This is a genomic window from Blastopirellula retiformator, from assembly GCF_007859755.1.
In the GTDB taxonomy this organism is placed as follows: domain Bacteria; phylum Planctomycetota; class Planctomycetia; order Pirellulales; family Pirellulaceae; genus Blastopirellula; species Blastopirellula retiformator.
Genome location: NZ_SJPF01000001.1, coordinates 1,425,134 through 1,439,548, shown reverse-complemented (window position 1 = coordinate 1,439,548; position 14,415 = coordinate 1,425,134). Strand labels below are relative to the sequence as shown.

The 14,415-nt window shown below is 59.3% G+C and carries 8 protein-coding genes; 4 read left to right on the top strand and 4 right to left on the bottom strand.

Annotated elements, in window-relative coordinates; all coding sequences use genetic code 11:
• Positions 1–208 precede the first annotated feature (208 nt).
• From pepF to Enr8_RS05930, 4 genes are all read right to left on the bottom strand, one after another.
• Positions 209–2,050 carry an oligoendopeptidase F gene (gene pepF / locus Enr8_RS05945; RefSeq protein ID WP_146429662.1) on the bottom strand — a complete coding sequence of 614 codons (1,842 nt, stop codon included), beginning with the start codon at positions 2,048–2,050 and terminating at the stop codon, positions 209–211.
• 291 nt (positions 2,051–2,341) lie between these two features.
• Positions 2,342–4,048 (bottom strand): vWA domain-containing protein, encoded by a 1,707-nt coding sequence (locus tag Enr8_RS05940; RefSeq protein ID WP_146429661.1) that lies wholly within the window; start codon positions 4,046–4,048, stop codon positions 2,342–2,344.
• Between the two features lie 86 nt (positions 4,049–4,134).
• A complete protein-coding gene (locus Enr8_RS05935) occupies positions 4,135–5,568 on the bottom strand; it encodes a magnesium chelatase (RefSeq protein ID WP_146429660.1) in 1,434 nt (477 codons plus the stop codon).
• A gap of 103 nt (positions 5,569–5,671) precedes the next feature.
• Positions 5,672–7,060: an HD domain-containing protein gene (locus tag Enr8_RS05930; RefSeq protein WP_146429659.1), complete on the bottom strand. Its 1,389-nt coding sequence runs from the start codon at positions 7,058–7,060 to the stop codon at positions 5,672–5,674.
• Positions 7,061–7,150: 90 nt separating this feature from the next.
• Here Enr8_RS05930 and Enr8_RS05925 point away from each other — a divergent pair, with 90 nt between their 5' ends.
• The 4 genes from Enr8_RS05925 to Enr8_RS05910 all read left to right on the top strand — a co-directional run bounded on the left by Enr8_RS05925 (position 7,151) and on the right by Enr8_RS05910 (position 14,391).
• On the top strand, positions 7,151–7,330 hold the full coding sequence (locus Enr8_RS05925; RefSeq protein WP_146429658.1) for a hypothetical protein: 180 nt from the start codon (positions 7,151–7,153) through the stop codon (positions 7,328–7,330).
• A gap of 17 nt (positions 7,331–7,347) precedes the next feature.
• Complete coding sequence (locus Enr8_RS05920) at positions 7,348–9,288, top strand: hypothetical protein (protein ID WP_222434798.1); 1,941 nt, start codon at positions 7,348–7,350, stop codon at positions 9,286–9,288.
• A gap of 366 nt (positions 9,289–9,654) precedes the next feature.
• Positions 9,655–11,049 carry a WD40 repeat domain-containing protein gene (locus Enr8_RS05915; RefSeq protein ID WP_146429656.1) on the top strand — a complete coding sequence of 465 codons (1,395 nt, stop codon included), beginning with the start codon at positions 9,655–9,657 and terminating at the stop codon, positions 11,047–11,049.
• A gap of 48 nt (positions 11,050–11,097) precedes the next feature.
• Positions 11,098–14,391 carry a DUF1549 and DUF1553 domain-containing protein gene (locus Enr8_RS05910; RefSeq protein WP_146429655.1) on the top strand — a complete coding sequence of 1,098 codons (3,294 nt, stop codon included), beginning with the start codon at positions 11,098–11,100 and terminating at the stop codon, positions 14,389–14,391.
• Positions 14,392–14,415: the final 24 nt, after the last annotated feature.

The window sequence follows — 14,415 nt, the reverse complement described above, 5'->3', positions numbered from 1 at the left end:
CGCCGCGAAACGCGACTTCGCCCTAGGCTAGATTGGAACGGCCCTCCGGGCCTCAGACGATGCTGGGCACTTTTCTGGAGACTCTTCATATCCCAACGTCCACTCGCGACCACATTCCCTCGGCTCGCGCCTCGGGTACCAGGTATCCACTGCTGGAACAAGCCAGCAGTGGCACACGAGTACACGCTTTCGATCGTCCGAAAGCGGCTTACAGCAAGCCTTCCAACTCGTCGACCAACCCTTCAAAGTGGGTCAGGGCCGTTTCGACCGCTTCGGGTTGCTCCATATCGACGCCGGCGTCGCGAAGCAGGTCGAGCGGATACTTCGAGCAACCACCTTTGAGGAAGTTCAGATAGTCGTTCAATTCGCTCGGTCCGCCGTTGAGCACGCGTTTGCTTAGCGCGATTGCGGCCGACAGCCCGGTCGCGTATTTGTAAACGTAGAACGCCCGGTAGAAGTGCGGAATGCGGAAGCATTCGAGCGGCAGTTCGTCGTCGATTACAAAGTCGGGACCGAAGTACTTCGACAGCAGTCCATGATACGCCTCTTGGAAGGTTCGCACCGTGAGCGGTTCGCCCGCCTCGCACATGGCGTGGGTGATCTTCTCAAACTCGGCGAACATCGTCTGCCGGATGATCGTGCCGCGGATCGCGTCGATGTCGCGGTTGATCAGGTAGGCTCGCTGCTTGTCGTCGCTCGCATTCTCTTGCAGGTACTGGCTCAGCAGCTGCTCGTTGAACGTACTGGCGACCTCGGCGACGAAGATTGTGTAGTTGTAATACTGATACGGCTGGTTGCCGGACGAGTAGTAGCTGTGCATCGAGTGACCCGCTTCGTGGGCGAGCGTAAAGACGTCGTCCAGCACGTCGGGCTTGTAGTTCATCAAGATGTACGGGGCGCCGTCGAACGTGCCGCAGCTGAAGGCGCCGCTCTGCTTGCCGGCGTTCGGATAACGGTCGCTCCAGCGGGCGGCCGTCAAGCCATTTCTCAGCACATCGCAATACTCGGTACCCAGCGGAATCAACGCGTCCATGATCGCTTCGACCGCTTCGTCCCACGAGTGCCGCGTCTTGATTTCGCTCAAGATCGGCACATAGGTGTCGTAGTGATGAATATCACGCAGCTTCATCTTGCGGCGACGCAGATCGTAGTAGCGATGCAGGGCCGGCAGATGGTTGTGGACCGATTCGATCAGGTTGTCGTAAACCGATTGCGGCACGTCGTCGGCATACAGGGCCTGATGAATGGCGCTGTCGTAACCGCGAACCTTGGCGTAATAGACGTCACGCTGGATCGAGCCCGATAGCGTGGCGGCCAGGGTGTTCTCGTGCCCCTTGAACTGGGCGTAGTATTGATGGAACGCCGCCTTGCGAACTTTGCGGTCAGGCGAAACGAGAAACTCGATAAAGTTCGAGTTCGCCAATTCGACTTCTTCGCCATTTTCATTCTTCAGCGCGCCGAACTTCATGTCGGCGTCAAGCAACTGACGAAACGCCTGGCTGGCGGCCGACGACATTTCGCTTTGCATCGCCAACAGGCGTTCTTCTTTCTTGCTAAGCGTATATTTTTTGTAGCGCGTCATCCGCTCGACCATCAGTCGATACGGCTTCATCGCTTTCTCTTTCAACAGCTCGCCCAGACGTTTGGCCGGAATCGCCTGGATCTCGGGCGAAATGTAACTAGCGGCCTGACCCAATTTGCTGGCGACCGCCTGATAGCGGGCGATGCGGCGCTGCGCTTCATCGTCGGCCTGGTTCTCGGTCGTCTTCAAAAAGGCGTAGGTGCCAAGTCGTTCGGCGAGGCGATCGACCGCCAGGTCGAATTTGAGACAAGCGGCCAGCGAGGCGCCGTTTTCAGCCAACGTCCCTTTGAATTTGTCAAAGCCCGCTTCTTTTTTGGCCAACTTGGCGAAGTCTTTTTCCCACGCCTCCGGCGACTCATACAGGCTCGCCAAATCCCAGGTATCCGCCGGGGCGACGTCGGCGCGTTGGGGAAGCGATTTCGACTTGGTTTTCGCGGACTTCTTCGCAGTTTTCTTCTTGGCGGCCATCAGGTTCCTCGGCAATTTAAAGCAGGTCTGGTGGCAATCGTACCGCTACACGCTCGCTGCGAAAAGAGTGAACCTGGCAAAGAATTACCGTTTCTCGATTGAAGTGCGGCAGATTCTCTTCGGCCGACGACAAAAATACCGAGCGTTGTTTACGATCCAGGAGCAGCGAGTTGTTGTTTTGACAATCCGCCATGGGGCGATGTCGGATCTTGGGCCAGAAGACGTCGATGTTTGATGTGACGTGAACTTGCGACCGCAGTCTCTCGCTCGCGCAGCGATCTTGAGTTGGCCTTACCCAATGATCTCGCGTTTATGATTGACGTAGTCCCAGATCACGTACCTATCCAGATCTCGTCCTGCGGTGAAGAAGACTCTTCCTTTGCTGGTCTGCGCCAGGCGATAGGCGAACTTCACATCTTCTTCCGTTTGCGACCAGCTGGGGATCAGGAAGATGTTGACCGTGATCCCTTCCCGGGCACACAGGGCGCCTTCGCGCAGCGTCGCCGCTTCGGTCGATGGGTCAGGCGGGTAAAGCAAGAACAGCTGCGATCCTTCAAAGTGGGCCGTTGGCAATCCGTCGGTGATCAAGATGATCTGGCGGTTGGGCGTGTCTTGATTGGCCAAGAACAGTCGCGACTGCTGTAGGGCGTGCTGGATATTGGTGAAGTGGGGCGGGATTCGGTATTCGCTGGCGTTGGGGTCGCTCATGTCGGCCCGCAGGCGAACGACCGGATCGTGCAGCGTGACGGGTTTCGGCAACAACCCGATCACGTCTCCCGGTTTGACCGGCTTAGCGAAGGAGTACATCTCGAGCATCTGCAGATAGTCGCCGGGGTACTCGCTGCGGATCAATCCTTGCAGCGCGAGCGCCATTCGCTTCACGTTGACGTACTGCCCTTCGTACCGCATCGAGCCGCTCATATCCATGATCACGGTCGTGGCGCACTTGGGGCTGTTGCGGGTCTTGTGGATCTCGATATCTTCCGGCTTCAGCCGCAGCGGTAGCTGACCTTCCTGACGCAGGATGGCGTTGATCATCGACTGCGGGATGTCCATCTGCGTAATCGAGTCGCCAAACTCGTACGGCTTGGTCTGCTGTAATTCGACGGCGCCTTCTCCGAGGATCGGTCCTTGATGGCGGCCCGTTCGCGAAGCTTCCAGATTCGAGAAAATCTTCTCCAGCAGCTTTCCCTGAAAGATGCGAAACGCTTGCGGCGTGATCTGGAAGGCGCCCTGATTGTTGCCGGTCAGTCCTTGCTGCTCGGCCATGTTCTTGACGTATTCTTCCAGCTGACGCTGCAACTCCATCAACTGCTCCATCTGGCCCGGCTCGGCAAACTGCTCCAGTTCCGACATGTCGATCACGCCGATCTGCGCCGTTTCCTTCGCCTCTTCCAGCTGCTTCAGCAGTTCGTCGATTCGCTCCAGCTCTTCCTTGATGGCGATCGCTTCCGGCACGGTCATCGACGTTCGCCCGGTGAAGTCCCACTTCGCCGCCAGTTCGTCAACTTCGTACTTTTCGCCCAAGCGTTCGATTAAGTGAACCAACTCGCCGGCCAGCGGTGATCGGGCGTCATCGGCCAGGTACCAGAGACGCTCTAGCGAATAGATTTGCTCTTGGTCGACGGCGGCTCGGGCGGCGTCTCCCAGCTTTCCTTTCGGATAGTCGATCTGCTTGGCGGTCTTGTAGTAGTTCTTGCGAGCCTTCTTTTGGACGCTGTCGGTTTCGTACGTTTCGAGGATCTTCCGCTTCCGCTCCTGGAGCATCTTGATCAGCGCATCAAGATTGGGCCCCAGACCGGCGATCTGGCTCGGGTCGAGCTTGATCGCACGGGCCAGCTCTTCCGGCGTCAGCTCGCGCATCTCGCCGTACATCAGCATATGTTCCATCGCCGGCGAGACGAGGTCGGGCGGTTCCTGCGTTGGGCTGGGGAACCGCTGCGGATCGTACTTTTGATAGGTGTGGATGACGCCGCCGGGGCGGTAGGGTTGTTTCATCGATAGCCCTTGGTTGTTAGCAGGGCGAAGACATGCTCTTTCCGCGATGACGCGGTAAGAGCATGGCACCAGGCATTGTTGCTGTACTACTCAAACTCGTACTCGATTCGCCCGTGCTGTTGCGAGCGGGAGATGCGATCTATGGCGTGCAAACCGGCCAGGACAAACTCGACGCAGGAGGCCCGCATCGCTTCGTTTTCCGAGGCGTTCAGCTCAAACGCCTTGTCCCAGATCGGCGGCACATGCTTCAGGCGATCGGCGTATTGGCTCGAAGGGAGCAAGTCTCCCACTTCGATCTTCACGCCGCGGCTGAAGATATCGCCGATCGCTTCCAGACCGTGCTGTTCGACGTATTCCTCAAAGACGATGCGGACCGCCTCGGCGACTAACGCATCGAGGACTTGTCGCTCGGTCATCTGATGGCTTCCCATCATGTCGAGTTCGAGCTTGCCGAGTGACGACGAATAGAGATGCCCCAGGTCCGACAACCGCACGACCGCCGGCTTTTCGCCAACGATCACGCCGCGATGCCGCGCACTGGCGACCGCAGTGCGGTAGTTGGCGATACTGAACCGGGCGCTGACGCCCGACTGATGATCGATGTACTTGCTCTTTCGCCCGCAGACGGTGATCTGCTCAAGGATCTCGCGAATGAAGTACGGGACCACCACCGGATAGTCGCCATCCAGGTCAACGGCCGCTTCCTGCTGCATGATTTGGATGCCGAGATCGCGTTCACGCGGGTAGTGCGTGTGAACCACGGTGCCGATGCGATCCTTCAGCTGCGGAATCACTTTGCCGCTGCGGTTGTACGTCGCCGGGTTGGCCGAGAAGAGGAGCAGCAGATCAATGTCGAACTGCACGGGATAGCCGCGGATCTGCACGTCCCGTTCTTCCAGCATGTTGAACAAGCCGACCTGGACCAGTTCGTCCAGCTCCGGCAGTTCGTTCATCGCAAAGATGCCGCGATGCATCCGGGGAATCAAACCAAAGTGGAGCGCGTCTTCGGTCGACATGCTCACCCCGCCAACCAGCTTCGCCGGATCGATTTCGCCGATGACGTCGGCAAACTTGGTGCCTGGCGCCAGGCGTTCGACGTAGCGATCGTCGCGACTCCACCAGGCGATCGGCACTTGGTTTTCGTCATGGGTGGCCAGGTAGGTTTTGGCAACCGACGAGATTGGGTGGTACGGATCTTCGTGGACCGGGCAGCCGGGGATGTCGACGTACGGAATCTCTTCGTCTAAGAACCGCGAGATCATCCGCATGATACGACTTTTCGCCTGTCCCTTTTCGCCGAGAAACAACATGTCGTGCCCTGCCAGTAGGGCCAGGTTGATCTCGGGGATGACCGTATCGTCATAGCCGACGATGCCGGGAAAGAGCGTCTCGCCGGCGGCGAGCATCCGCACAAAGTTATCGCGGATTTCATCTTTTACGCTTTTCGATTTCCAACCGCTGTCGCGCAGCTCGCGCAGCGTGTGCGGCTTGTGGGCCCGCGGGGCCGATTCAGACGCCATGAGATTCCTGTGGCAAAGATTCGTAAGTGATCGCGTCGCTGGGCATTATAGCGCGCGGCGTCCAATCGCCAACTCAACAGGAAACTTCGGCCCGGCGTCAGGTTCACATGTTGGTCAGGTCGTCGATCCGCGTCCCGCCAAACAGGGCGTCCAATGCGGACGATAATTGCGGCGCGTGGTCCGTATTTTCCGCGTAGATCCGGCAAATCTTGCGACTGATCGGCAGGCTGCGAAAAATTTGATCACTGGTCAGCGGGCGCACCTGGTTGTGTGCGGCGTCGTACAGAAAGTTCTTTTGGGCGCCGGCCGTTTCGTGCCGGAAGATATACCGGCTGACCGCCACCTTCAGCGGCATCTCTTTCAGCTCCGCCGGCAACCCCTCGCGGATCGCCACTTCGGCCATGCGGTCCGAACGCAAGATATTCGACTGCTCGGTGGTCGCGTCATTGAACCCAATCGACCGCTCGCAGACGAACTTCCACTGGATGTCGCGCGCCAGCAGTTGGTCCCACCGCTGTCCCAGAGCCCGCAGTTCGCCGCTGTCGCTTTGGCTCCAGCGGGCCACATCGACCAGCAGCGAGAACTCGGTCAGCTGGCGATAGCGATCCAGATCGGTCGACGGATCGCCGGGGAAGAAATGGTCGCGGCTGTCGCGGAACAAATCTTCCAGCATCTTGTCGATCGCCATCACCTCGCGATGGAAGTAGACGTTGTGGAACAGTTCGGCCCGGACGTTCATAAACCGGATCAACGCCCCCATGCCGCGATGATGGATCGTCAGTCCCTGGGGCGTGAAAAAGCTGTAGTGGAGCAGCCGATCCAGATCGTACGAACGGCTGCTGTAGCCGGTCATGTAGGCGTCGCGGAGCACGAAGTCCATGTTGTCGATCGTGTAGATGCCGCTCAGCAGACTGCGCAGGTGAATCAGCCACTGCGGATAGGCGGCTTCCTCTTCTTCCCGCGGACGCTGAATCAGCCAGGCGATCTGCCCCGGGTCAAGCTGCTCATCGTGCGCAAGCTCGCTATTGGGGTTCCGCCGCAGCTGTGACAGCATGCCAGCTAACTTTTCTTCAATTATTTGGGCGCCAAGTTTCTCGTGCGTCAGACCATATTGCGACAAAAAATGACTGTCGAAAAAATGGCCAAAGGGACCGTGCCCGACATCGTGAAGCAGGCCCGCCATCCGCAGCAGCGTTTCGACATACCCGCGGCTGGGCGCTTCAGGACACGACTCTTTCAGACTGAGATAGAGATGCTTGACGGCTCGGCTCGCGAGGTGCATTACCCCCAAAACATGCTGAAACCGGGTATGTTCCGCCGTTGGATAGACCCACCAGGCCGTTTGCAGCTGGTGAATCTGCCGCATTCGTTGCACCCAGGCAGAGTCAATAATATGGCGTTCGGTCACCTCCCCCGGTTCGCCATCGACGACGAAGGGGATATAGCCATGGATGGGGTCGCTACAGAGGCTTTCGCTGGAATAGGGATTCATTCGGCCGATTATGAAACTTGTCCTCGGTAGCGTCCACCGGGTTTGCCCCAGCCAGTTAGGTTGCATAAACTGCGCAGGCGATTCAGAATCATGAATCCGGAAAATCCGTCACAAGCCACCCGTTTTGTGATAGAGAAGCCAACTGGCGCCCGTTTCCTGTCCACACATTGTTTTGTTTTGAGAACGCCCCTGCCGATAAATGAAAAGTGCGCCATGGGCGATCGTCAGCGCACTCGCAAAATCAGGCAGAAAGCACAGGCGGAGGAATAATAGAAGTGAAATTTCGCATGCCACTGAGTCTCCGTTTGGTACTTTGCGCAATTTGCGTTACCGCTTCCTCGACCTTGGCTGTTGCCGCCCCGCCGGCTGCGGACCTGCTTCCGGCCACGACGAAGGGTTTCGTCTCGCTTCCCGACTTTGACGAGCTGAGCGCTCGCTTTGACGAGACCCAATTGGGGGAACTGGCGCAGCACGACGACATGAAACCGTTCGCCGATGACCTGCTACAGCAGTTCAAGGACCGTCTGTCGGACGGCGGCGTGAAGCTGGGCATCAAGATCGACGACTTGAAGGACGTCTACGGCGGCGAGATCGCCTTCGCCCTGCTGCAGCCCGAGGCCGATCCGATCGATGAGAAAACGGGCAAACCGCTCGATAATCTTTCGCACGCGATGATGCTGATCGTTGACATCACCGGCAAGCGAAAAGAAGCCAACAAGCTGCTCACCAAGATCGACAAGAATCAGGTCGAACAAGGCGCCACCAAGTCGACCATCAAGGTCGAAGGAGTCGACGGCGTCAAATACGTCTTCCCAAAGAAGAAGGGGGAAGTCGAGGCCCGCGTCGCTTACTACCTGATCAACAAAGATCAGCTTCTGGCCGGCGACAACCTGGACGTGATCACCGAACTGGTCAAAGCCCAAGCCGCCGGCAAAGCGGCCGAGCCCCTCTCCGGCTTCACGCCGTATATCGAAGTCCAAACCCGCGTCGACAAAGCGGCGGCAGGTCTGGCGCCCAACATTCGCTGGTTCATCGAACCGTTTGGTCTGGTCGAAGTGCTGCGAGCCCAAGCGGGCGGTCGCAAGAAGCGCGGCAAAGACCTGCTGAAGCTGCTGCAAGAGGAAGGCTTTGAAGCGATCCAAGGTGGCGGCGGTATCGTCAACTTCAACGCCGGACCGAACAAAGAGTTCGATATCCTGCATCGCTCGTTCGCCTACGCTCCGACCGACGAGAACGCCGAAGCGGGCGCTCGTTTTGTTCGTGGCGCCCGCGTCATGGACTTCCCCAACGGCGCCGCGATCGCTCCGCCGGCCTGGATTCCGCAAGACCTGGCGACCTATCTCGCCTTCCGCTTCGACATGCAAGACGCCTTCAAGTACGTCAAAACGATCGTCAACGCCTACGCCGACGACGAGATCTTTGACGAAGTAATGTTGAGCCTGAAGGAAGATAACCTCGGCCCGCAGGTCGACATCCCGCAGGACATCATTCCTTACTTGGGTGAAGAGGTAATTTTGATCTCGGACTGCGTTCAACCAGTGACGACCGAAAGCGAACGCCGTTTGCTGGCGATTGAAATCACCGACGTCGCCCAGGTGAAAGCCGCGGTTTGGAAGATTCTGAAGAACGAACCGAACGCCGAACCGCTGAAACTGAAAGACGCCGACGGCAACGAACTCGAAGCTTGGAAGCTGGAAGAAATCGAAGAAGAGCTGCCGACCCTGACGATCGTCGGCCCGACCATGCCAACCGCCTTGGTGATGGCGAACGCCCAGGAAGAAGAAGCGGCGAAAATGCCCAACATGGCGATCACCATTCATGACAAATGGCTGTTGGTTTCGTCGCATGTCGGCCTGCTAGAGAAGACGCTGCAAACCAAAGCCGATCTCGCGGCGGCCTCCGACTACGTTCGGGTCCAAACCGCCCTGACGTCGCTTGGCATGAACCAGGTCAGCTTCCAACAGTTCGGCCGCACCGACGAATCGTTCCGCGTCACGCACGAGATGCTTCGCACCAATCAGATGCCGCAGTCGAAGTCGCTGCTGGGCGTGGTGATCAACCGCATCTGGGCGATCGGTCACGAAGACGAAAAGCACCGGATGCAAGAACTCGACGCCTCGAAGCTGCCGGCGTTTGAGAAGATGGCGCCTTACCTGGGCCCGGCCGGGTTGTTCGTCACGACCGAAAACGACGGCTGGATGGAAACCGGCGTGACGCTGCGGAAGTAGTCGCTATCAATCGGTTAGCCCAGACAGCTCTCGCTGTCTGGGCCGATGAAGTCGGCAGGAGGCATCGATCCGCGGCCGATATTCAAGCGGCGGAAGCCATGCCAATCGACGTCGCCAACCACCGCGTTCTTCCAACCGCAAATTGATGCTTCTTGCGGCTGCGCCGCCCCGATAGCGAGAGCTATCGAGGCTAACCAATAGGGCGCCATCTCCCACCCGCTGGCTAGAATTCCTTGCAATCTGGCCCACTGATCGGGTAGCATGAACTTCGCGTCATCCCTCGCCGCAAACTCACCGCGGCGCCCTTCCCTTCCCGGCTCTCCCAATCCTGCTCACCCACCGGCGCTTTCGAAAGGATCCCTTGCGATGCCGTCGAAGCTGTTCGCTGTCACGCTGCTGTTGCTTTGCGCTGCTCCTGTGGTCGCCGAGGAAGATCGCCAAGTCAGTTACTATCGTGACGTCCGGCCGATCTTTCAGGCACACTGCCAAGGCTGCCATCAACCGGCCAAGCAAGGGGGCGACTATGTCATGACCAACTTCGCCCAACTGATCGCCGGAGGCGAAAGTGGCGAGGCGGCGATTGTGCCGGGCCAGCCCGCCGACAGTTCGCTGACCGCCTACGTCACCCCGACCGACGGCAAAGCCGAGATGCCGAAAGGGAAACCTCCCCTCTCAGAGACCGATCGCCATACGCTCAACTTATGGATCGCCCAAGGCGCCAAAGACGACACGCCGGAGTCGGCCAAGGCCCAGTTTGATCAAGATCATCCGCCCGTCTATTCGCTGCCGCCGGTACTGACTTCGGTCGAGTACTCGCCCGATGGAAAACTGCTGGCCGTGTCGGGTTATCACGAGGTGCTGCTGCATCATGCCGATGGCAGCGGCATTGCCCAGCGCCTGGTCGGCATGTCGGAGCGAATCGAGTCGGCCCGCTTCTCACCCAATGGCGACAAGCTGGTCGTCGCCGGCGGTTCGCCTGGTCGTATGGGCGAGTTCCAGATGTGGGACTTGCAAAGCGGCAAGCTTGACTTCTCGCTCCCCGTTTCGCACGACACGATCTATGGCGGCAGTTGGTCCCCCGACGGCCAGCAAGTCGCCGTCGGCTGCGGCGACAACACGGTCCGCGTCTTCAGCGCGGCCACCGGTGAGCAACAACTGTTCAACGGCGCCCATGAAGACTGGGCCCTCGATACGACCTTCTCGAAAGATGGTTCACACCTGGTTTCGGTCAGTCGCGATATGACGATGAAGCTGTACGAGGTGAAGACCGAACGCTTTATCGACAACATCACCAGCATCACGCCGGGGGCGCTCCAAGGGGGGATCGCGGCGGTGATGCGGCATCCGACCGAAGATCAACTGCTGATCGGCGGCGCCGACGGCGTGCCGAAGATCTACAAGATGTTTCGTGAGAAAGATCGCAAGATCGGCGACGACTTCAACCTGATCCGCGCTTTCCCCGCCATGCCGGGCCGGGTATATGATGTCGCCTTCTCGCCCGACGCCACGCTGGTCGCCGCCGGTAGCAGCAACGATCAGCAAGGGGAAATCCACCTGTTTAACGCGGCAGATGGCAAACTGCTTCGCAAGCTGGACGGTCAGCAAGGGCCGGTCTACTCGCTCGCTTTCAGCCCTGACGGCAAGCAATTGGCCTCGGTTGGCTTTGACGGCGTCGTTCGCGTTAACCTGGTCGAAGATGGTTCGCTGGTGCGCCAGTTTTCGGCCGTTCCCCTCACCGGGCAACCTGTTTCGGCCAACTAAATAAACTTCCGCTCCGTTGAGCCTTGGGCTTAGCAAGGAAACGCATTCATGAAATCGCGCATCCTCTTCAGCATGCTATTGCTGGTCACGCTCGCGCCGTTCGCTCGCGCCGAGAACACGATTCCACCCGGCAAGCAACTCATCAAGGTCGAAGCCTGGCCCGCGCGGATCGAACTCGATTCGCCCTTCGCCTACGCCCAGGTGCTGGTGACCGGCACGCTCGACTCGGGCGAGATCGTCGATCTGACGCGGGTCGCCCAACGGCAGGATGAGTCGACGGAGTTCACGTTCACGCCGGCCGGGCTCGTTTCGCCGTCCGCCGACGGCGAGTCGCAACTGGTGCTGAAATATGGGAAGCACAGCGTCAATGTTCCCGTCGTCGTCCGCAACCAGGAAGCAAAGATCGCCGCCGACTACATCCGCGACGTGAACCCGGCGATGTCGAAGATGGGCTGCAACCAAGGAACCTGTCACGGGTCGAAAGATGGTAAGAATGGCTTCAAGCTCTCCTTGCGCGGTTACGACCCGATCTACGATCACCGGGCGCTCGTCGATGATGTCGCCGGCCGACGCTTCAATCGCGCGGCGCCTGATCAAAGCTTGATGCTGCTAAAGACCAGCGGCGCCGTGCCGCATGTCGGCGGCCAACTGACCAAGCCGGGCGATCGTCGCTACGAGATCCTTCGCAACTGGATCGCCGGCGGCGTGCAGTTGGATCTCGATTCGCCCAAGGTCGCCTCGATCGAGATACTGCCGAAGAACCCGGTGATTCCGCTGCCGAAGATGAAGCAGCAGTTCGTCATTCTCGCTACTTATGCCGACGGTACGGTCAAAGACGTCACCGCCGATGCGTTTATCGAAAGCGGCAATATCGAAGTCGCAGTCGCCGACGCGTATGGCGTGTTGTCGCTGTTGCGGCGAGGCGAAGCGGCGGTGCTGGCCCGCTTCGATGGCGCCTATGCCGCAACCACCGTCACGGTGATGGGGGATCGATCGGGCTTCGAGTGGACCAGTCCGCCAACCGAAAGCTATGTCGACCAGCTGGTCTACGACAAACTGCAGCGGGTGAAAGTGCTGCCGAGCCCGCTCTGCAGCGACGAAGAGTTCATCCGCCGTGTTTCGCTCGACCTGACCGGGTTGCCGCCGACCGCCGAGGCGGTGATAGAGTTCTTGGCCGACAAAGCGCCAACGCAAGCGAAACGAGAAGCGCTCGTCGATCGCTTGATCGGCAGCGCCCCATTTATCGAATATTGGACCAACAAGTGGGCTGACCTGTTGCAGGTCAACGAGAAGTTTCTCGGCGAGCCTGGCGTCCACGCGTTTCGCGATTGGATCAAAGCGTCGATCGCCCAGAACAAGCCGTACGATCAGTTCGTGCATGAAATCCTGACCGCTTCGGGCTCGAACATCGACAACCCGCCCAGCGCCTACTACAAGATCCTCCGCGATCCGGAAGGGGCGATGGAAAACACGACGCAGCTGTTTCTGGCGGTTCGCTTCAACTGCAACAAGTGCCATGACCATCCGTTCGAGCGGTGGACGCAGAGCCAGTACTATCACCTTTCGGCCTTCTTCGCTCAGGTTGGCCGCAAAGAAGATAAACAGTACGCGGGTCAAAAAATCGGCGGAACCGCGGTCGAAGGGGCGACGCCGCTGGCCGAAGTGATTTACGACACCGGATCGGGCGAGGTGAAACATCTGCTGACCGGCGACGTGGCTTCGCCCGAGTTCCCCTACCAAGACGACCTGGTTGAGGACGCCGCCAGCCGCCGCGCCGAGTTGGCCGACTGGATGACTTCGCCACGGAACCAATACTTCGCCAAGAGCTACGTCAATCGGCTGTGGGGTTATCTGTTTGGCGTCGGCATCATCGAACCGATCGATGACATCCGCGCCGGCAACCCGGCCGTCAATCCGCAGTTGCTGGATCGGCTGACGCAGGAATTCATCGACTCCGATTTCGACATGCAGGCGATCTTGCGTCGCATCTGCACGTCGCGGGTTTATCAACATTCGGTCGAAACGAATCGCTGGAACGAAGATGACGCGATCAACTACTCGCATGCCCTGCCCCGCCGGTTGCCGGCGGAAGTGCTGTACGACGCAATCCATGCCGCGACCGGCAGCATGCCCAAACTGCCTGGCGTTCCGGCCGGCTTCCGGGCGACGCAGTTGACCGACGTCTCGGCCCGCATTCCGTTTCTGGACGACTTCGGTCGTCCGCCGCGGGAAAGCTCGTGTGAATGCGAACGCTCGGGCGGCGTGATGCTGGGCCCAGTCATGAAGCTGATCAACGGCCCCACCATCGCCGATGCGATCGCCGACCCCAACAGCGAACTGACCAAGCTGGTCGCATCGACGCCCGATGACGCGCAGCTGGTCGAAGAGCTTTTCCTACGGTTCTTTGCCCGAAAGCCAACAACCGCCGAACGCGATCTGGCGATCCAGACGCTGCACGAATCCATTGGCGATTACGAAGCGGCCCAAGAACAATTGGCCGCGTACGACGCCCAGCTGATGGCCGGCATGGCCGACTGGGAAGCCGGCGTAGCCCGTACGCCCGAGTGGACGCCACTGGATGCAACCGGCATGAAGTCAACCGTCGGCGCCCAGTTCGAGTCGCGGGAGGACCAGTCGATCTTCGTCAGCGGCAAGCTCGCAAAAGGTGAATACGAACTGGTCTTTCCAACCGATCTGACCGGCATCACCGGCGTGCGGATCGAGGCGTTAGCCGACTCGAACCTGCCCAGCGGCGGACCTGGTCGGGCCCCCAACGGCAACTTCGTCCTGAGCGAGCTTACCCTCTCGGCGACCAGCAGCACTGACGCCGCCCAGTCGGTCGAAGTGCAGCTTAGCGGCGGCGAGGCCGACTTCTCACAGCAAGGTTGGGATGTCCGCGGGGCGATCGACGGCAATCCCGGCAGCGGTTGGGCGGTCAGCCCGAAGTTCAACCAGAATCACGTCGCCATCTATGAAACGGCCGATGACGCCGGCTTTGCTGAGGGGACCAACCTGACGGTTCGGATGAATTTCCAGTACCCCGATAGCAATCACTTGCTCGGCAAGTTCCGCGTGTCGGTCACCACCAGCCCGCGTCCGCTGCATCTAAAGAGCAGCTTGCCGGAAGAGATTCAGCAGATCTTGGCCGTCCCTAGCGCCGATCGCAGCGAAGAGCAGACGAATCGCCTATCCGAACACTATCGGTCACGCGACGTTCGGCTGAAACAACTGCAAGACAAGGTTGCCAAACTGGCCGAACTTGAGAAGAATCAACGTTTGACCGGCGTACAAGACCTGGCTTGGGCGCTGATCAATAGTCCAGCATTTTTGTTCAACCGCTAGTCTGCGCCCAGGTCGCACGGAAGG